This is a genomic window from Klebsiella sp. w6, from assembly GCF_033100215.1.
Taxonomy (GTDB): Bacteria; Pseudomonadota; Gammaproteobacteria; order Enterobacterales; family Enterobacteriaceae; genus Klebsiella; species Klebsiella variicola.
In genome coordinates, this window is the sequence record NZ_CP136907.1 from 2,745,914 (window position 1) to 2,765,513 (window position 19,600).

At 56.1% G+C, this 19,600-nt stretch carries 15 protein-coding genes and 1 pseudogene; 10 read left to right on the forward strand and 6 right to left on the reverse strand.

Translation table 11 applies throughout. The features are described 5' to 3' along the window. Window position 1: 1 nt before the first annotated feature. On the reverse strand, window positions 2-874 hold the full coding sequence (locus tag R0140_RS13540) for a PfkB family carbohydrate kinase (protein WP_032735597.1): 873 nt from the start codon (window positions 872-874) through the stop codon (window positions 2-4). 26 nt (window positions 875-900) lie between these two features. On the opposite strand from R0140_RS13540, the gene R0140_RS13545 reads away from it, so the two are divergent. The 6 genes from R0140_RS13545 to R0140_RS13570 all read left to right on the forward strand — a co-directional run bounded on the left by R0140_RS13545 (window position 901) and on the right by R0140_RS13570 (window position 7,844). Then, window positions 901-1,746, forward strand: a complete 846-nt coding sequence (locus tag R0140_RS13545) for a BtpA/SgcQ family protein (protein WP_004176161.1) — start codon at window positions 901-903, stop codon at window positions 1,744-1,746. Continuing rightward, complete coding sequence (locus R0140_RS13550) at window positions 1,746-2,390, forward strand: TenA family protein (protein ID WP_032754401.1); 645 nt, start codon at window positions 1,746-1,748, stop codon at window positions 2,388-2,390. Before R0140_RS13545 ends, R0140_RS13550 begins: the two co-directional genes overlap by 1 nt. Window positions 2,391-2,767: 377 nt before the next feature. Continuing rightward, window positions 2,768-4,378 carry an ABC transporter substrate-binding protein gene (locus tag R0140_RS13555; RefSeq protein ID WP_032754400.1) on the forward strand — a complete coding sequence of 537 codons (1,611 nt, stop codon included), beginning with the start codon at window positions 2,768-2,770 and terminating at the stop codon, window positions 4,376-4,378. Next, window positions 4,356-5,318, forward strand: coding sequence for an ABC transporter permease (locus R0140_RS13560; protein WP_008804871.1), 963 nt, complete (start codon window positions 4,356-4,358; stop codon window positions 5,316-5,318). Before R0140_RS13555 ends, R0140_RS13560 begins: the two co-directional genes overlap by 23 nt. Then, a complete protein-coding gene (locus R0140_RS13565) occupies window positions 5,311-6,174 on the forward strand; it encodes an ABC transporter permease (protein WP_012968221.1) in 864 nt (287 codons plus the stop codon). The genes R0140_RS13560 and R0140_RS13565 overlap by 8 nt, the downstream gene beginning before the upstream one ends. Beyond that, window positions 6,171-7,844, forward strand: coding sequence for a dipeptide ABC transporter ATP-binding protein (locus tag R0140_RS13570; RefSeq protein ID WP_047666572.1), 1,674 nt, complete (start codon window positions 6,171-6,173; stop codon window positions 7,842-7,844). Before R0140_RS13565 ends, R0140_RS13570 begins: the two co-directional genes overlap by 4 nt. Window positions 7,845-8,029: 185 nt before the next feature. On the opposite strand, the gene R0140_RS13575 is transcribed toward R0140_RS13570, so the two are convergent. The 5 genes and pseudogenes from R0140_RS13575 to R0140_RS13590 form a co-directional block, all read right to left on the reverse strand. Next, the gene (locus R0140_RS13575) at window positions 8,030-9,568 is read right to left on the reverse strand and encodes a DHA2 family efflux MFS transporter permease subunit (RefSeq protein ID WP_012968223.1); all 1,539 of its coding nucleotides are present in this window, start codon (window positions 9,566-9,568) and stop codon (window positions 8,030-8,032) included. A gap of 10 nt (window positions 9,569-9,578) precedes the next feature. Then, window positions 9,579-10,757, reverse strand: coding sequence for an efflux RND transporter periplasmic adaptor subunit (locus tag R0140_RS13580; RefSeq protein ID WP_022065822.1), 1,179 nt, complete (start codon window positions 10,755-10,757; stop codon window positions 9,579-9,581). A 15-nt stretch (window positions 10,758-10,772) separates the two neighbouring features. After that, window positions 10,773-11,228 carry a MarR family winged helix-turn-helix transcriptional regulator gene (locus tag R0140_RS13585; protein WP_008804876.1) on the reverse strand — a complete coding sequence of 152 codons (456 nt, stop codon included), beginning with the start codon at window positions 11,226-11,228 and terminating at the stop codon, window positions 10,773-10,775. Between the two features lie 405 nt (window positions 11,229-11,633). Continuing rightward, a pseudogene (locus R0140_RS27820) lies at window positions 11,634-11,897 on the reverse strand (ISNCY family transposase); the annotation flags it as partial. A 499-nt stretch (window positions 11,898-12,396) separates the two neighbouring features. Continuing rightward, entirely contained in the window at window positions 12,397-13,182 is a 786-nt protein-coding gene (locus R0140_RS13590; protein WP_012968225.1) for a MipA/OmpV family protein, read from the reverse strand. A gap of 124 nt (window positions 13,183-13,306) precedes the next feature. Between R0140_RS13590 and R0140_RS13595 the strand changes: the two genes are divergently transcribed. The 4 genes from R0140_RS13595 to R0140_RS13610 all read left to right on the forward strand — a co-directional run bounded on the left by R0140_RS13595 (window position 13,307) and on the right by R0140_RS13610 (window position 19,493). Next, a complete protein-coding gene (locus R0140_RS13595) occupies window positions 13,307-14,002 on the forward strand; it encodes a response regulator (RefSeq protein WP_012968226.1) in 696 nt (231 codons plus the stop codon). Continuing rightward, window positions 13,999-15,195: a sensor histidine kinase gene (locus tag R0140_RS13600; protein ID WP_317704048.1), complete on the forward strand. Its 1,197-nt coding sequence runs from the start codon at window positions 13,999-14,001 to the stop codon at window positions 15,193-15,195. Before R0140_RS13595 ends, R0140_RS13600 begins: the two co-directional genes overlap by 4 nt. Before the next feature lie 78 nt (window positions 15,196-15,273). Further along, window positions 15,274-16,422, forward strand: a complete 1,149-nt coding sequence (locus R0140_RS13605; protein ID WP_012968228.1) for an efflux RND transporter periplasmic adaptor subunit — start codon at window positions 15,274-15,276, stop codon at window positions 16,420-16,422. After that, complete coding sequence (locus tag R0140_RS13610; RefSeq protein ID WP_317704049.1) at window positions 16,419-19,493, forward strand: efflux RND transporter permease subunit; 3,075 nt, start codon at window positions 16,419-16,421, stop codon at window positions 19,491-19,493. Before R0140_RS13605 ends, R0140_RS13610 begins: the two co-directional genes overlap by 4 nt. The last annotated feature ends 107 nt before the right edge of the window (window positions 19,494-19,600 follow it).

The following is a 19,600-nucleotide window of genomic DNA, read 5'->3' on the forward strand; positions in this document are numbered from 1 at the left end:
GTCAGCGCGCGCTGTCCGTGGTTAACAGGGCGGCGAGCTCACGGCTGCCGGGAAACGCGCTGAGCGTCCCCCGGCGGCTAACGGTAATGGCGGCAGCGCGACTGGCGTGCGCCAGCGCCAGCGCATCCGGCACGACGCCGCGCAGCAGGGCGGAGGCCAACATGACGGCGAGGAACGTGTCGCCCGCGCCGGTAGTATCAAGCGCCTCGGCGGGCACGGCGGGACAAAACTGACGCTGGCCCTCCTGGACCAGCCAGGCGCCTGCGGCGCCCTGGGTAATCACTAAGGTTCTCACCCCGTATGGCTGGAGCAGCTCGGCCTCGGATTCATTGACCACCGCGATGTCGATGAGCGGCCACAGATGGCAAAAGTCAGGATTGACAGGTGAGGGGTTGAATACCGTCGTCATGCCGCGGCTTCTGGCGTACTGGAACAGCGCCCGCGTTTTATCGAGGGAGAAATTGCCCTGCTGCAGCAGAATATCGCCAGCGACGGCATCCGCCATATGCGGAATAATTTCATCCAGGCTGAATGTATCGGCCGCCGCCGTAGTGGTAATGATGGCGTTGTCGCCATCAGCGCTATTTAAAATAATCGAGGTATCGCTATGTTGATTGAAATGGCCGTCGGGTAGTAGCGTCAGTGGTTCATTTTTTATCTGCTGGCGGATCCACGCGCCGTTGCTGTCATTTCCCGTGGCGGCAATTAAACGCGTCTCTATTCCGCAGCGGGATAATATAATCGCCTGGTTCGCGCCTTTACCGCCGATATCCTGCGACACTTTAACGCCGTGAATGGAGGCTCCTTTTTTCGGTATATCCGGAATGGACCAGGTTTCATCTACGGTAATATTACCAGTAACGTAAACACGCATAGTGTTCCCTTAACAGGATGGATAAGATGGTTGCTATCTCAGCAGAAAAAACGAATGCAATACAAGCTATTTTTTCACGAAGCAAGGCTGTTATTGGTGTTATTCATTGCGACCCATTTCCTGGCTCGCCAAAATATCGAGGAAAATCAGTCTCGGATATTGTTGAACGTGCGCTTCGCGATGCTGAAAATTATATTTCAGGCGGTGTTCATGGTCTGATTATTGAAAACCATGGCGATATTCCTTTCTCTAAACCTGAGGATATCGGCCATGAAACCTCAGCGCTGATGGCGGTCATTACCGAGAAAGTTCGTGAACGTTTTGCTGTGCCGCTGGGCATTAACGTTCTGGCTAACGCGGCGATCCCGGCAATGGCGATCGCCCTGGCGGGAGGCGCCGATTTCGTCCGCGTAAACCAGTGGGCCAACGCCTATATCGCCAACGAAGGATTTATAGAAGGGGCGGCCGCTAAGGCGCTGCGCTACCGCAGTATGCTGCGCGCTGAACATATTCGCGTTTTTGCCGATAGCCACGTTAAGCACGGTAGCCATGCCATTGTCGCCGATCGTTCGATTCAGGAACTGACGCGCGATGTCGATTTCTTCGAGGCTGACGCGGTGATCGCCACCGGCCAGCGTACGGGCGATAGCGCCACGATGGCGGAAATTGACGAGATCCGCGCGGCGACGGAACTACCGCTCCTGGTGGGCTCCGGGGTGACACCGGCTAACGTGAAGCAGATCCTCGGGCGGACTCAGGGGGTCATTGTGGCCAGTACAATGAAGGTCGATGGCGTCTGGTGGAACGATGTTGAGCTGGCCCGGGTGAAGCATTTTATGTCGGTCGCGCAGGCCGCGCTGGAGGAAGCTTAATGGAAGCGTTTAGCGCGCGCCTGCTGCGCGAACATCAACCGGCGTGGCAGGCGATGCAGCAGCACCCGTTTGTGACTGATATCGAACAGGATCGTCTGCCGACAGTCGTCTTCAACCGCTATCTGGTGTTTGAGGGCAACTTTGTCGCGACGGCAATCGCGATTGTTGCCCTCGGGGTCAGCAAAGCGCCGGGTATTCAACAGCAGCGCTGGCTGATTGGCGTGCTGAATGCCCTGGTTGATATACAGATCGCGTGGTTTGAACAGGTGTTGTCAGCGCGGCAGATCGATCCCGCTGAGTACCCGGATGATTTGCCCGGGGTACGGCGCTTTCGCGACGGTATGCTGCGGACCGCCCGCGAGGGCAGCTATGAGCAGATTGTGACCCTGATGTTCGGTGCGGAATGGATGTACTATTTCTGGTGCCGACGGGCGAGCGAATATTATCAGAGCGATGCTGATTTACGACGCTGGGTGGAAATGCACGCGGAGGACGAATTTTATCAGCAGGCTCTCTGGCTTAAAAACGAACTCGACCGCTGCGCCATGGCGCTGAGTGAAGACGAAAAGCAGGCGTTATCGGCGCTTTACGGCGAGGTGCTGCAGTGGGAAATTGATTTCCATCACGCGGCATACGAGGAGTAGCCGCGAGGTGGATCACAGGGGGCGCCGGACGCGGCGCCTCCTGAATACGGGTTATATCTCGACGTTCTGCGTCTTGTTGGCGAAACTTACCATTACCGTTAATGCCGATTCTTATTTCACATTTTTATCTTAATAAAGTCGGAGGGTTAATTTAGCTGCCTTCTGACTCTTTTGAGAGAAATTATAGAGGGCGAGCATTTATGTTATTTTATTCGGGCCTGTAGCTCGGGGCTCTCTTTTTTCTTTTCTTCCCACCTGAAGAAAAAGCTATTTTCAGAAATAGATATAAATTATCCATCGTTACTCGACGGCGGCTCTCCCCCTACAATGGACTTTAATTGCCAGATATTTAACAAAAACCAGGCCAAGGAAAAGGGATGAAACGAAGCATTTATTCACAGAACAGTTTATTGCGCATCAGTCTGCTTTCCGCGCTAACGCTTACTGCCAGCTTCACCACTCACGCACAGGATAAACCTGTCGCGGGGGGTGTGCTGACGGTCGCTCTGGGCAGCGATACCCCGATTATTGACCCCTCTATTACCGCTTATTCCGTCACCGCTCTGGTTACGCGTAACGTGGTGGATTCTTTGGTCGGCCAGGCGGAAGATAACAGCTTTACACCATGGCTGGCGGAACGCTGGGAAATTAAAAACAATAACCGCGAATACACCTTCCATCTTCGCAAGGATGTGACTTTTAGTGATGGCACAAAACTGGATGCTGCGGCGGTAAAATATAACTTTGAACGCATACTCGATCCGAAAACCACCTCCAGTTACTCCAAATCGTTGTTGGGGCCGATTGACGCGATCACTACGCCAGATGAGTACACCGTGGTGATCCGCTATAAAACGCCTTTCGCACCGCTGCTGCAGGGGCTGAGCTTGCCGTATCTCGGTATTCAGTCACCGGCTTATCTGCAGAAAACGGCGAATACCAGCAATACCGTGGTCGGTTCCGGTCCCTTTATCCTCGAATCGTTTGTCAAAGGCAGTGGGAGTAAACTCAGCAAGCGCGCCGATTACAACTGGGGTCCGGGCTATGCCACCCATAAAGGCCCGGCATGGCTGGATAAGATCGAATTTAAGTACCTGCCGGAGTCAGCGGTACGTCTTGGCGCGCTGAATAGCGGGCAGGTACAGGTGATCGATGCCATTCCGCCGGTGAATTATGCGCAGGTAAAAAATAACCCGAAGCTGGATGTGATCACCAGGGAAAACCCCGGCGTTCCGCGCGTCCTTTATTTGAATAGCGACACAGGGATCTTCAGCGACCTGAAAGTGCGGCAGGCCTTCCAGAGCGCCATCGATCGCACTACTGCCGTTAAAGCCGCGTTCTTTGGCATCCTGAAACCTGCCGACAATATTCTTGGACCCGCTACGCTGGATTACGATCCGGCCATTGCCAGCCAGTGGGGGTTTGATCTGCAAAAAGCCCGCCGTCTTCTGGATGAAGCCGGCTGGCAGCAAACCGATAGCGAAGGCTACCGGGTCAAGGAGGGTAAACGCCTTACTGTGCAATTTACCTATTCTTCAAACGATGTCGAAGCCGCTGACGTGACGCTGTTCCAGGCAATTCAATACCAGGTAAAACAAGCCGGTTTTGAACTGAAACTCGATCCGGTGGATTCAGGCATTCTCAGCAGCCGCACGGCGGCTAACCAGTACGACATTATCTCGAACTATTTTGTTCGCCCGGAGCCGGACATCCTGCGTACCGTTTTTCACTCCAACTATATTCCGCCGAAGGGGAACAACTTCAGCCGCGTTAAAGCGCTGGATAGCCAACTGGAAACCGCTGTCGGTGCCAGCGAAGCCGAGCGTAAACGCATCTACTATGCCATCCAGCAGCAGATTATCGATCAGGCCTGGGCGGTGCCAATATACATCCCGGCATATCAGTTAGGGAAAGCCAAACAGGTGCAGGGCATTAGCTGGGCCACGAACGCGAAGCCGAATTTCTATGATGTCTGGATCCAACGCTAAGCTGCTGGCAGCAGGCAAGCGCCTGCTGACCATTTTCGCCGTGCTGTGGGGCGCGGCAACGCTGACGTTTGTTGCGGTAAAACTGATCCCCGGCGATCCTGTGGCAATTCTGATAGGCAGCGCCAACAGCGTTGTGGATGATAGTTTTCGCGAGACACTGACCCGCCAGTTCGGCCTGGATAAGCCACTGTGGTGGCAATATTTGCGCTACTGTGGCGAGGCGCTGACGGGCAACCTTGGCGTGAGTTATCAGTATCGCCAGCCTGTTGTGCAGGTGATTAGCGCAGCGTTGAAAGAGACGGTGCCGCTGGCCGTCAGCGCCCTGGCGCTGGCACTGGTACTGGCGGTATTTAACGCATTACTGACAGCCGGACGTCATCCGCGTCTGCGGTCTCTGCTTGCCGGGTTGGAGCTGATGCTGCTTAGCACACCGGTGTACTGGATCGGCATCGTGTTGTTGAGCATTTTCAGTTTCAAACTGCAATGGTTTCCGGTGACCGGTAACGATGGCTGGATCGCCCTTGTGCTGCCGGTGGTGACGCTCAGCCTGCCGCTGGCTGCGACACTCAGCCAGGTGCTGCGTGATGGGCTGGAGGAGGCGCTTTCGCAGCCGTTCGCCATGACCGTGCGTACGCGAGGGGTGAGTGAAACTGCGCTGCGCTTACGGCATGCGTTGCGCCATGCCTCGCTGGCGGTGTCGACGCTGACGGGGACGCTGCTGGCCAGCGTATTAGGCGGCTCAATTCTGACCGAAACAGTATTTGGTCGGGCGGGGCTGGGACAAATCACTCTCGGTGCGATTGAGAACCGAGACATGCCCCTGGTGCTGGGGGTGGTGATGTTCTCCGCGCTGTTGTTTGTGGTGATTAACCTGCTGATTGATACCCTTTATTTACTGATCGATCCCCGTCTACGTCTGCGAGGGCATGCTGATGAGTGATCTTTTACTGCGGGTGGCCCGCCGCGACGGGGGGCGCTATCGTAACCCGTGGCTGGCGCCGGGTACCAGCATTCCGTTGTTACTGGTGCTACTGCTCGTGGTGGCGGTGTTTTTTCCATCGCTATTCACGCCGTACACCCCCGAACAGATGGATTTCAGCGCGATTTTGCAGCCGCCGGACCTCAGACACTGGTTCGGTACTGACCAGTTGGGGCGTGATGTGTTTACCCGCGTGGTGTATGGCACCTCGCTGTCGCTGAGCATTGGGGTCGGCGCGACCCTGATTGCCAGCGCGGGCGGTATTGTGCTGGGGACACTGGCAGGTCTTGCGCCCAGGGCGGTACGGCAGTTACTCGTACGGCTACTGGACATTATGCTGGCGTTCCCCGATTTGCTGTTGGCGCTGCTGGCTATCACGGTGTTGGGGCGTGGGCCAGAGAATACCCTGCTGGCGGTCGGACTGGCCGGCATTGCTGGCTATGCCAGGCTGGTGCGCGCGCAAGTGTTGCAGGTCAGGTTATCGGGGTATGTGCAGCATGCGGTGGCGCTGGGTGAGCCGCCAATGGTGATTATTTTGCGCCATATTGTGCCCAATACGCTGCGCCCGCTGCTGGTACTGGCAACGGTGGGGATAGGCTATTCCATATTATCCGCCTCGGCCCTCAGTTTCCTTGGACTTGGGGTGACTCCGCCGACGGCGGAGTGGGGCGCATTGCTCTCTGAGGGACGTAATTTTCTCGATAGCGCCCCGTGGGTCAGCCTGCTGCCCGCCAGCGTTGTCGCGCTGTCGGTGATTGCCATTACGCTGCTGGGCCGACGTGTTCAAACCCTTATTGCCAAAGGCGGGATCGCATGACTACAGAGACCTTCCAGCAACCGCTGTTACAGGTGGCGCAACTGAGCGTCAGCTTCCCCTCGTCGCAGGGGGTGATTGAGGCGGTTAACGCCTTATCGTTTGACGTGCATGCCGGTGAAGTCCTGGCTTTGGTGGGCGAGTCCGGTTCGGGTAAATCCGTCACGGCCCGGACATTAGTCGGGCTGGCGGGGGCCGGAGCGGCTGTTCGCGCCGAGTCCCTGATATTGCAGGGGCACGATGGCCTGTCGCAGAATTTACTGGCGTGCGATGCCCGCCGTTGGCAGCAACTACGCGGGCGCGAAATTGGTTTTGTTTTGCAGGATGCACTGACCTCGCTTGACCCGCTGCGCCGGATTGGTCAGGAAGTCGCGGAGCCGTTGTTGACGCACCGCCTGGAACGGGGGACGGCAGTTCGCGAACGCGTGGCGGAGCTGTTAACGCAAACCGGCATCCCCGATCCGCATAACCGGATGGCGCAGTATGCACATGAACTCTCCGGTGGCCTGCGCCAACGTGCGCTCATCGCATCGGCGCTGGCGGCGGGGCCGCGATTACTCATTGCCGATGAACCTACTACCGCGCTGGACGCCACCGTACAAAAACAAGTTTTGAATGTATTCAGGGCCCTGGCGGATGCCGGGCATGGCGTGCTGCTGATCACCCATGATTTGTCGGTGGTGGCGGATATTGCCGACCGTGTGGTGGTGATGCGGCAGGGCAAAGCGGTGGAGAGCGGCAAGGTGCGACAGGTGCTGCATGCGCCGCAACACCCTTATACCCGCCGTCTGCTGGCGGCCATTCCCTCTGCCGGTACGCGTGGGAAGTGGTTAACAGGAAACGATCCGCTGGGTCAAACGGTAGTGCGGGAGAACATCAGTACCGACAGCACCACACCCGTGCTGGCTGCCGATAACGTATCACTGGCGTATGTTCTGCCAGATGGCCGTCGCTTGCAGGCCGTCAATCAGGTGACGTTAGAGGTCGCGCAGGGCGAAACGCTGGGCATTGTGGGCGAATCCGGTAGCGGCAAGACCACGCTAGGCAAACTGGCGCTGGCGCTGCAGGCACCGCAACAGGGCGAGATCCTTCTCGCTGGGCAACCATGGAGCAGGCTGACAGAACGTCAGCGGCAGCCGTTGCGGGCGCGTATCCAGACGATTGTGCAGGATCCGCTGGGTTCATTTAATCCGCAATATAACGTGGCGCAATTGCTGCAACAGCCTCTGCGCCTGCATACGACGCTCACAGCCGCGGACCGGTTGTCACGTGCGCAGGCGTTGCTGGCGCTGGTTGGTTTAAGTCCCGATCTGCTGACGCGACGTCCGGCCACGCTTTCCGGTGGGCAGCGGCAACGTATCGCCATCGCCCAGGCCCTGGCCTGCGAGCCGGATATTCTGATTTGCGACGAGCCGGTGTCGGCGCTGGATGTCACCACCCAGGCGCAAGTGTTGGATTTGCTGGTAGCGCTGCAACGCCGTTTGCATCTGTCAATGCTGTTTATCTCTCATGATCTGGGCGTGGTGCAGCATATGAGTCATCGTATTGCAGTGATGAAAGACGGCGAGGTAGTCGAAAGCGGCAGTGTGGATCAAATTTTTCGGGCGCCACGCCACCCGTGGACTCGACAATTGTTATCAGCTGTTGGGCAGACGCCGTTGCGATATAACTGAGCAGTAAACGTTAAACACCGTTATCAGAAATGGGGTCAATGTTATTCAACGCTCTTATCATCTCCAGAGCCCGTTCCAGGCGGTCTTGCGTGATATAGGGCAGGGAAGAGCCACTGGCCCGGCGCTCGATAGAGCCATCCGTACGCAGTGCTCGTTCAGCGAAGTTTGCCTGTGTGAATTTCAGTTTAGTGACCTGCTGCGGGCGCGCCTGGCATACCCGATTTCACGAACGGCGGGCGGGTGAACCAGATGATGATAATCAGCGCCATAAAACCCCAGCCGAGCACCCAGAAATAGTCGATTGTCGACATCATGTAGGCCTGCTGGGTAACCACCTGGTCAATCATCGCAAGATGCTGCTGCGTCGGGCCACCCATCTTATTTACGTAATCCATAGCCGCTGGGTTGTACTGTGTCACGCTCTCGGTCAGATTCGCGTGGTGGAAAACTTCACGTCGCTGCCAGATCCATGTGGTTAACGATGAGGCAAAGGAGCCGCCGAGTACGCGAAAGAACGTGGCCAGTCCTGAGCCTTCCGCCACTTCGTTACCGTGCAGATTCGACAGCACAATGGTTGTCAGCGGCATGAAGAAGAAGGCCACGCCAATCCCCATAAACATCTGCACGCTGGCGATGGTGCGGAAATCCACGTCAGTATTGAACTGCGCGCGCATCAGACAGGATGCCCCCATTGTCAGGAATGACACTGAGCATAAAATTCGCAAATCCACTTTGGTGGCGTAACGTCCGATGACTGGCGTCAGCACCAGTGGTAAGAAGCCCATCGGCGCAGCGGCGAGACCGGCCCAGATAGCCGTGTAGCCCATCTGGGTCTGCAACCACTGCGGCAGAATAATGTTGATGGCAAAGAACGCGGCATAGCCCAGCATCAGCGCCAACGTGCCGATGGCGAAGTTGCGGTCTTTGAACAGCCGCAGGTTCACAATCGGGTGACGTTCGTCCAGCTCCCATATCACAAAGCAAATCAGGCTGATCGCCGAGACAATAGACATCACGATAATGGGCGTAGAAGAGAACCAGTCTTCGTCGTTGCCCTTATCCAGCACCACCTGCAGCAGGCCCACGCCAAGCACCAACAGCGCGATGCCAATATAGTCGACAGGCGATGACTGCGTTGTTTCTTCACGCATGCGCAGCTGCGACCAGACCACGATGGAGGCGAAAATCCCAATCGGCACGTTGATGTAGAAGATCCACGGCCAGGAGTAGTTATCGGTAAGCCAGCCGCCGGTGATAGGCCCCACGATAGGCGCCACCACGGTCACCATCGACAGCAGCGCCAGCGCCATGCTGCGTTTCATCGGCGGGAAGATAACCAGCAACAGCGTCTGACACATCGGGAACATCGGCCCGGCGAAAAAGCCCTGCAGCGCACGGAAGATGATGAGCTCCGTCATGCTGTGGGCGAAGCCGCACAGAAATGACGTCAGGGTAAAGAACATCACCGAGGCGATAAACAACCGCAACTGCCCGAATCGGCGGGTAAACCAGCCTGTCAACGGTAGAGCAATAGCGTTACACACCGCAAAAGAGGTGATAACCCATGTCCCCTGATCGGCGCTAACGCCCAGGTTGCCGGAGATAGTCGGCAGCGCCACGTTGGCGATGGTGGAGTCCAGCACCTGCATAAAGGTCGCCAGCGACAGGGCAAGCGTCGCCAGGAACAGGCTGGGGGGCGTAAAGGCTGCCTTCGGCTCTGACATAGCTTCTCTCTTAGCGCTGGGCTACAGCGCTGGTGTTGTCATGAAGGATTTTCGCCACCAGTTTATCGGCTGCTTCCATTGGCGTTTCATACACATCGGTACGGAATCGCGGCTGTTCGACGGTTTTTTGTGGCAGAAGGTGACCACCCTGATTGCGGATATCCACCTCAGCGTTCATCGACAGACCCACACGCAGCGGATGCTTCTGCATGTCATGTGGGTCAAGCGTGATGCGTACCGGCAGGCGTTGGACGATTTTGATCCAGTTGCCGCTGGCGTTCTGGGCTGGCAACAGTGAGAATGCGCTACCGGTACCAATGCCGAGACTTTCGATGGTGCCGTGATATTTCACGTTATCGCCATAGAGATCCGCATTCAGCTCTACTTTTTGCCCAATACGCATGTCCTGCATTTGGCTCTCTTTAAAGTTGGCATCCACCCACACTTCATTCAGCGGCACGATGGCAAGCAGCGTGGTGCCGGAGGTGACACGCATCCCGAGCTGCACAGCACGTTTAGCGACGTAACCACTGACGGGCGCAACAATGGTGCTGCGGGAGTTATCGAGATAGCGTTGGCGCAGCGTCGCAACGGCGGTTTTGACTTCAGGATGGTTATCCACCACGGTGTCATCAACCATCGCCTGATTGGTTTTGAGCGCTTGCTCGGCAGCCAGTAAATCGCTTTGCGCGCTGGTCACGGCATCACGGTAGTGCGCCAGATCTTCCACCGCAATGGCGCCGGAACTGACAATTTTTTCCCGGCGCACGTAGTCACTTTTCGCTGTTTGCAGGGCTACTTTTTTGGCAGCAACTTGTGCACGGTAGTTGTCGGCAGTGCTGTAGAGACCACGCACCTGACGCACTGTGCTGGCGAGATTGGCTTCAGCCTGCTGCAGGGCGATGGCGGTATCGCTTGGGTCCAGCAGAACCAGGGGCTGGCCTTTTTCGACATAATCGCCTTCATCCACGGTCACCTGAGTCACGGTACCGGTGATTTGCGGTGTCAGGGTGACCTGATTTCCGTTGACGTAAGCATCGTCGGTGCTCTCGTAATAGCGGGCGTAAAGCAGATACCAGGCCAGACAGCCTCCTGCCGCGAGGATCAGGATCAGTAATAAAATGGCGAAGTTTCTTGTACGCTTGCCTGGGCGCTTGTCCGAGGGAGGCGCGTTATTTTCCATAGACATAACCGGTGACCTTAATTAGCGATGGGGGGCCGTGAATTCATCGGGCAGCATTTTGATAAGAATATCTGCGAGCTGCCGGGATTCTTCGGGCGTCAGACGCGCCGTTAAGTCCGCGAGGATGGTATTCAGTGCTTCATTCTGAAACGTATTGCACAGCGTCTGACCTTTTGCCGTAAGGGCCAGGATCACCTGGCGCTTGTCGTGCGGATTCGGGCGGCGCTCGACCAGGTCGTTCTTCACCATACGTGCAACCATACGGCTCATTGCCCCGGTATCCATCTGCAGGCTCTTGCAGATTTCTGCCGGGCTGGTGTTACCTTTAAATATATTAATCAATACCTTAAATTGCGGTGCGGTAATGCCGCTGTCGGCAAAGTAATGGCCGATAAGCAGGTCCTTAAACTGGTTTGCCAGATGGAACAGCAAACCCAGATGCAGGTTTTTATGGGAAGAGTCGATTGGGGTATTCATGATAGCTGCCTGGTCAGTAATTAACATGATAATTACTGCCTGGTCACCAATTGTCAAATTAGGTCAACAGAAAGCACACATATTGACAAATGGAGGAGGGCGATAAGCGTATTACGATCACTCGAACCCGTGATGCCCGCAGACATCAATTTGGATGCGCTCTGTGGTACAGGCCCGACGCAGGCGAGATTGATGTACGCGCGGCCGTAATTTGCCAGGGTTCCCTAAACCAGTCGGTGTCATCAGCTGGCGTACTGTCGGACCAAAATCAGCGTAATGTTCGCGGATAGTACGCAGTACACGTTCTCAGTTGCCGGTTGCCAGGCTGGCTACGACGACGGTTAACAAGTGAAAGCGGCCCATGTTCACGATAGCGCTCCAACAACCGTCGGCAGTGTCTGTCAGATATCTCAAGCGGATAATATTGAGTACGTACCGGGCAAGACCATCAGGTCGTTGGTTATTGCTGGGTTTTCAACGACGACGGCTAGCCATACCCAGCGGGCCAGATTCACGGTAACGCGACAGAAGGCATCGGCACAGGCTGTCAGATATGCTCAGGCGCTGTGTGGCCATCAAGTGTAGTCAGACGCCGAACGATAACGTCCTAATAACTTTGAGTCGGTTAACTTTATCCAAAGCAAAAAACTCCGCCGCATGAGCCGTCATCAGAATCTATCGATGCTGAATCTACGAGTAACTTATCCAGGAGCAGACCTTACAACTTAGCCACCACCATATGAGTGCGCATAATGTATATTATGTTAAATATGATATCAGGGCGCGTAATCCCCCCATAGCGCCAACTCTTCCCCATGAAATCCATAAACACCATCTTGTCATTCAGCGGCTGCTGACACGTTTGGATATGGCCCCTTCCATCACGTGCCGCTCTCACTCAGGGGACTCTGATGCCGACCGTGAACGACGTATACGAAAACCTCCCGGCGGACCAGCTATGGCGTTTTGGCATAAACTCCTCCAGCACGCATGTGGCGCTCTCGACCGTCGTTGGGTTCTTTAGCCGAACGCACGCCGGTGACACGAGGACCGCACCAGGTCTTCCGGCGCCGTTAACATCATGTCTCGTTTCTGGTTCCGTATCTGCCAAACAATGCCGACTCACTCAATGCTAACCCGACAAACCGCACGCCGCGCTTTCTCCGCCCTAAAATGTCCAGATGACAGCTGCTGTCAGTGCCGCCTCGTTACGTCGTAACACGATCGGGCTCTCATTTGCATGCTCCCCAAGCCAGGTATAGTCAGCGCTCAGGAGCGTGCCCCAGTGGGCATCAAACTGGTGACTCCAGGTCAGACTGTTGTCTATGCCATAAAATCCCCCCGGTGCTGAATAGCGGCTATAACCTGAGCGCTGGCTCTGCTGCGGATCCACCCCATACCAGGTATTCAGGTAACGGTTGTCGCCAAACAGGGCCGCCGTCTGAAAGGCGACCGTGTCATGGTCAGTTTGTACAGGGAGCAACGTCAAGGATGCCTGGTAGCTTACCCCCTGGCTGTCCGTTAAAGGCAGCGTCGCTTTACCTTCAACACTGAGCCACGAAAGCGCCTGCCAGCCGACGGCAAGGGCCGTGTTCAGGGAGGCGTCAATGTCTCCCATCCCTTTCAGATTATTTGCCCCTGCCCGCCAGCTGGCGTTTTTATCCGCCCTTCCCAGATCGTATCCCAGCGTATGTTCGAAGTACCAGCCGCTGGCGTTCTGCAGGTCATATCCCACCCCTTTCTGCGTATCAATAAAAAATGCGCCGTTACGCCCCTGAAGTACAGGAACCACCTGCCATACCTGCTTGTCTGAACCTGAATATCGCGGAGTGTAGTGGCCTCCCAGCCCAATGGTGAAGGTGCCGGAGGAAGTGTCATCATTTGCTTGTACGCAGGATGTCATGGCCGTCAAAAGCGGTACGGTCATATACAGGGCTTTTTTTATCGCTATCATACTGTTCTCCTCACAGACGCCGGCTTCTCCTGAGGCAGGAGCCGCCACAAAATGTTGGCGCAGTATGATTTGGCAAAATCAATGAATCGTCGGGATAGTGTTAAGAAACGGTCAAGGTGAATGGATGTTGTCCAGAAGAGTGCTGATTATTGAAGATGACGCCGATGCGGCTGGCGTGCTCGAAGCCTATTTACGCCGTGAAAATTACGATGTCGTCATTACCGGAGACGGTCTTTCCGGGCTGGATATGGCGCACCGGTGGAAACCCGATCTGATCCTGCTGGATGTGATGCTTCCGGGGCTTAACGGCACCGAAGTCCTGGCTGGCCTGCGCCGTAAAAATGATGTTCCGGTGATCATGGTCACCGCCATGGGAGATACACCCGATCGTATTGGCGCCTTGCGCTATGGCGCTGATGATTATGTTGTTAAGCCTTACCATCCGGGAGAAGTTGTGGCTCGGGTGCAGGCGGTACTGCGCCGCAGCAATCAAACAGAAACAAAGGAAGAGATCCTTCGCTGGCAATCGCTTGAAGTGAATGTTACGGCCATCGTGGCGAGCATTGTCGACGGGGACACCACACCGCGTACGTTGGATCTGACCCCAACCGAATTTTCACTACTGACCACGCTTATGCGCTCTCCTTCACGTCCTTTTTCCCGCCAGCATTTACTTGAGCACTGTTTGCCGGAAAGTGAAGCCCTGGAGCGCGTGGTGGATACCCATATTTATAACCTGCGTAAAAAACTCGAGGCGGCGGGTATTTCCGGCGTGCTGGTTAACGTTCGCGGCGTAGGCTACAGGTTCAGACAACCATGACAAAAACCCGCTACTCCTCCCTGTGGCGCTGGATTTGCGCACGTATATTAGCGCTGGCCATCGGAAGCGTAATTGTCATTGCGACCTGTATGTGGCTACGTTATGCGGTGCAGAATTACTGGAACATAGGCAGAATGCCGGCATCGGTCCGACAAGAGTTTCTCGCGCTCAGCCAGAACCCGCAGGCGAACCCGGCGCGCTTCCATCAAATCGTCGATACCTGGTGGGGGTTGAGTTATTCAACCCCATCCATCGCCTCGGCGGACTGGGTCACCGTGGCGTTACTGGTCCTGGTCATGATCCCTTTTATTGTGGTGATGGGATTGCGATATGCCAGGCCACTGGCGCTGCAATTCAGCCGACTGCGTGATGCGGCAAAGGACGTCGCCGAAGGGCAATTTGGCCGCCAGGCTGAGCTCATCAGGAATGCGCCGGCTGAAATGGTCAGCTTTGCCAGTGACTTTAATGCCATGACGGGGAAACTGGCCCGCTATGAAAAAGAGTTACGTACCTCTCATGTGGCCATGGCGCATGAGCTTCGCTCCCCCCTGACTGCCGCTATCGGACGTTTGCAGGGCATGCTGGATGGTGTGTTTGATGCCAGCCCGGAACAACTGGCCATGGTAATGAAACAGCTTCAGCACCTGAATCGCCTGACCGATGAACTTCATCTGCTCTCGCTGTCTGATGCCGGGAATTTGGTGCTGGAAAACGAACCCTTTCGTCTGGATGAGCTGCTTAAAGAACGGGCGACATGGATCATGCCCCAGGCTGATGCACATCGTTTTACAATCAGGCTTCATCATCCTCAGGCGTGTCCCTTCAAAGGCGATACGTTCCGTATGGGCCAGGTTATCACCATTCTTATGGAAAATGCCCTCCGTTACGGGCGTGATGGCGGCCATCTTGATGTCACGCTGCACTACGCCAGCGGGCAATATTGCCTCGAATTTCGCGATGACGGCCCGGGGGTATCCTCCCAGTTCCTGCCGGAAATGTTCAACCGTTTTAGCCGGGAGGAGCAGTCTCGTGCCCGCCACTCCGGCGGCAGCGGTCTCGGTTTGTCGATTGCTCGCGCGATTTGTCAGGCCCATGGTGGCAGTATCAGCGCGTCGTTACCTGAAACCGGCGGACTCGCAGTCACCCTTTTGTTACCCTGGACGTCGTCTGAGATGGAAAATAGCCGCTCTTGATAATACCTTGACGAAACGTCGAATCTTTCTCGACTAAGCGCGCATTTAATAACGCCATCACCTTTATGGAGCGGCGTTATGTCAGATGAATTTTTACTCTCCCTCCGCCACAGTCTGCACCATTTGTACGACGTGGCGCGCACCCTTTCCTGGCTGCACTTTCTCCCCCTGACCATTCTTTCGGTAGTGATTTTTCTGCTGCCCGGATGCGGGGACAACCAGGGTAATACGACTGATCCTGTGCGAACGGTGCGCTACGTTGTTGTTGGCTCAGCGCAAACCCTTCCCGCGCTGGAAAGAACCGGAGAGATCCATGCGCACGATGAAACGATTCTGAGCTTTCGTACCGGCGGCCGGATAGTGACGCGTAGCGTCGATATTGGCGATCGGGTCAATGCAGGGCAACTGCTGGCCACGCTTGAAAATACAACCAGTCAGAATCAGCTCGATGGCGCACAGGCTGATTATGAAGGAGCCAAAGCCTCTGCTCAGGTTGCTGCACTTAACGTCAACCGAATGCAAAAGCTTATGCCAACAGGCGCGATTGCCCGCACGCAGCTCGATACCGCCCGCGCAGACTGGCTTGTCGCCCGCGCGCGTTTAAAAAACAGCGAGTCCGCGTTGCGTAATGCCCGGGAAAGCCTTGGCTGGACGCGTCTGATTGCGCCGCGAAGCGGCGTGATCACCGAAGTAAGCGCCTCTGCGGGTCAGGTGGTCAATGGTGGTCAGTCGGTGTTGACGCTGGCGACCGGTGAAGCCCGCGATGTGGTGTTTGATATCGCTAAACCCGAGGCGATCCCGCCACAGGAACAGGCTGGCTTGCGAGTTTCCCTCCTCAGCGACCCGTCGGTGCAAGCGTCCGCCGCGGTAAGAGATATTAGCCCGCAGGCCGATCCTCAGACCCGCACATGGCGCGTCAGGGCTACCCTGCAAAACCCACCGCTGGCAATGGCGCTGGGCGCCAGCGTCACCGTCACGTTACCCGCAACGGGTCCGCATGGATACGCCCTTCCCGCTTCAGCGCTGAGCCGTGTCGACGACAAACCGGCGGTTTATGTGATTAACCCACAGTCGCAAGCGCAGCTTCGCGTGGTGGTGCCAGCATACTATACCGCCACCTCGGTCATTATCTCCGGCGGCCTTGAACCAGGCGACCGGGTGATTACCGCCGGCGTGAGTAAATTACGCTCCGGCGAGCCGGTGATTGCCGGGGAGTGCGAATCATGAAACCCGTATTGCATGAGAAATTTAACCTGTCCTCATGGGCGCTAAATCATCAGCAGATGGTCAGTTTCTTCATGCTGCTGATCATTGCTATGGGCGCGTTCTGTTATGAGAACCTGCCACGTAACGAAGATCCGGCGTTTACGATTAAAACGGCCGTTGTTTCTGCGCAATGGCCCGGGGCATCCGTAACGGATACCACCCGACTGCTGACCGATACGCTGGAAAAAAAGCTGCAGGAAACCCCCTGGCTTGATTATCTCGAAAGTGAGACCCGCGCCGGGAGCTCCGTTATTCATGTCAATCTTCGTGACGATACCCCGCCGCAAAAGGTGCCGGATATCTGGTATCAGGTACGTAAGAAAATGCAGGATATTGCCCCCTCTTTGCCAGAAGGCGTTCAGGGCCCCGCCGTCGACGACGAGTTTGATGACACGTACGGTACGATCTATGGCTTTATACCTGAGGGCTATACCCTGCGGGAGGTCCGGGACCGTGTTGAGACAATCCGCCGGGAACTCATGTCGTTACCGGATATCGGAAAAACCAGCCTGCTGGGTGAGCAGCAGGAACAGATAGTTCTCTCTTTTTCTCCAGCGCGTCTGGCAGGTATGGGGTTGAACATCCAGCAGGTAGCGGATGCCCTCAGAGCACAAAATGCGGTTGTCCCGGCAGGTATGATCCGCACCGGACAGGAAAATATGGCGATAAAGGTCAGCGGGGAACTGACTTCTGAAGCGAGCTTACGTGCCGTCACGCTGCATATTAACGATCGTTACCTTCCTCTGACGGATATTGCCACCGTTAGTCGGGAAAACGCCGAGCCTCCCCAGCCGGTTTACCGGGTCAACGGCAAACCCGCCATCGGGCTGGCTATCTCGATGGCGCCGACCGGTAATATGCTGCGTTTCGGCGCCGCGCTGAATGCAAAAATGCAGGCCATCAGCGTCACGCTGCCGCACGGTATTGAGATGGTCAAGGTTGCCGATCAATCAGCGGTGGTCAGCGACGCCGTAAGCGGGTTTATCCGGGTGCTTATCGAAGCCGTGGCGATCGTCCTGGCCGTTTCGTTTGTCTCTCTGGGTTTACGAGCCGGACTGGTAGTGGCTGCGGCCATCCCACTGGTTCTGGCCATGACCTTTACGGGAATGATGCTGGCAGGAATAGGTCTGCAGCGTATTTCTCTCGGCGCATTGATTATCGCGCTGGGTCTGCTGGTCGATGACGCCATGATCACCGTGGAAACCATGGTCTCTGGTCTGGAAGCCGGGGATTCCCGCCGGCAGGCGGCGACCCGGGCTTTTAAAACGACCGCATTTCCGATGCTGACGGGCACCCTTGTGATGATTGCCGGGTTTATTCCCGTGGGATTTGCTGCGTCCAGCGCCGGTGAATATTGCTTTTCCCTGTTTGCCGTGGTGCTCATCGCCCTGCTGTGCTCATGGGTTGTCGCGATCCTGTTTTCACCGTTAACCGGGACGTGGCTGTTATCTGACAACATCAGACAGAAGGCGAAAGGTCCTGGACGGATGGCCCGCGGATACCAGTGGCTACTGCGCAAGGCGTTGCGTCACCGCTTCGCCACCGTGTGTCTTGCTCTCATTGCGCTTGGTCTGTCCGTTTACGGAACAACCTTTATGCAGGGGGAGTTTTTCCCCGCCTCCGACAGGCCAGAATTGCTGGTAAGCCTGACGCTACCGGCAAATGCCTCGCAGTCGGAAACGCAAAATACGGCTGAAAAGCTGGAGAAGGCCCTGGCAGGCAACCGCAACGTTGAGCGCTTTTCGACATACGTTGGGTCGGGAGCGATCCGTTTTTACCTGCCTATGGATGTGCTTCTGGCAAATGAAAATATCGCCCAGATGGTGGTGGTGGCTAAAGATCTTAAAGCGCGGGATCGTCTTCATCGGCAGTTAAACAGGATACTGGCTACGCGCTTTAGCGACATCATCACGCGCGTATCGCCCCTGGAACTTGGGCCTCCCGTCGGCTGGCCAGTGAAATACCGGGTGAGTGGGCCAGATTATCTGAAGGTCAGGTCGATCGCGAACCGCCTGAGCGATGTCATTGGCCGGTCCCCCTCCTCTCGCGAGGTTAATCAGACGGCAGGCGAACCGGAGAGAGTCATTACCCTCAAGGTCAATCAGCCCGCAGCCCGGGCTGCGGGCGTGTCGTCAGAAAGTCTGGCCCGGATGCTCAATACCGTCTGGTCCGGCAGTATAGTCACGTCGGTTCGCGATAATGACCGCCTTGTCGATGTGGTGCTCCGGGCCAGGGACAATGAGCGTCTTAACCTTGCCACCTTCTCTTCGCTGACTATTCAGGGGAATGACGGTAAACAAATTCCCCTCAGCGCCTTTGCCACGCCAGTCTGGGGCGTGGATGATCCGGTTATCTGGCGTCGACAGCGTTTGCCTTTCATCACCGTGCAAACTGACCTCGCCCCGGGACTTCGCGCCGAAGCAGTATCCGCAGCGTTGCGACCTGCGGTAGACAGGTTGCGCGCGGAACTGCCTGAAGGCTACAGCATTGAAGAAGGGGGCGCGGTTGCTGAGTCTGAAAAAGGTAATAGTTCGGTCTATGCGATTCTGCCGGTGACACTGGTCATCATGCTCTTGCTGTTGATGCTCCAGTTGCGCAACTATTCCCGTATGGCGTTGGCTATACTGATGGCCCCGTTTGGTTTACCGGGTATCGTGCTGGCTATGTTACCTGGCGGAACACCAATGGGATTTGTCGCTCTGCTTGGCGTGATTGCGCTCGCTGGCATGATCATTCGTAACGCCGTCATACTGATTAGCGAGGTTGACAGCAACCTTGCTCAGGGGATGGCAAGCGATGCCGCCATTATTGCGGCCGCAGAGCATCGTGCGCGCCCCATCTGCCTGACTGCCTGTGCCGCCATTCTGGGAATGATCCCCATCTCTCATCAGGTATTCTGGGGACCGATGGCCTATGCGATTATCGGGGGACTACTGGTTGCCACGCTGGTTACACTGACCGTTTTACCGGCATCGTTTAGCCTGTTGTTACACCTGAGAATGACGTCCTCAGGCGAGACTCGTGAAAAATGAGTAGCGTGCCGTCGTATCCTCGCCTCAGGGGTCTGCCAGGTTATTCGCTGCAAGACAAAGAACTTGCTCCATCGTGTCATCCACCTGCTGGCGCAACGCGTGGATAA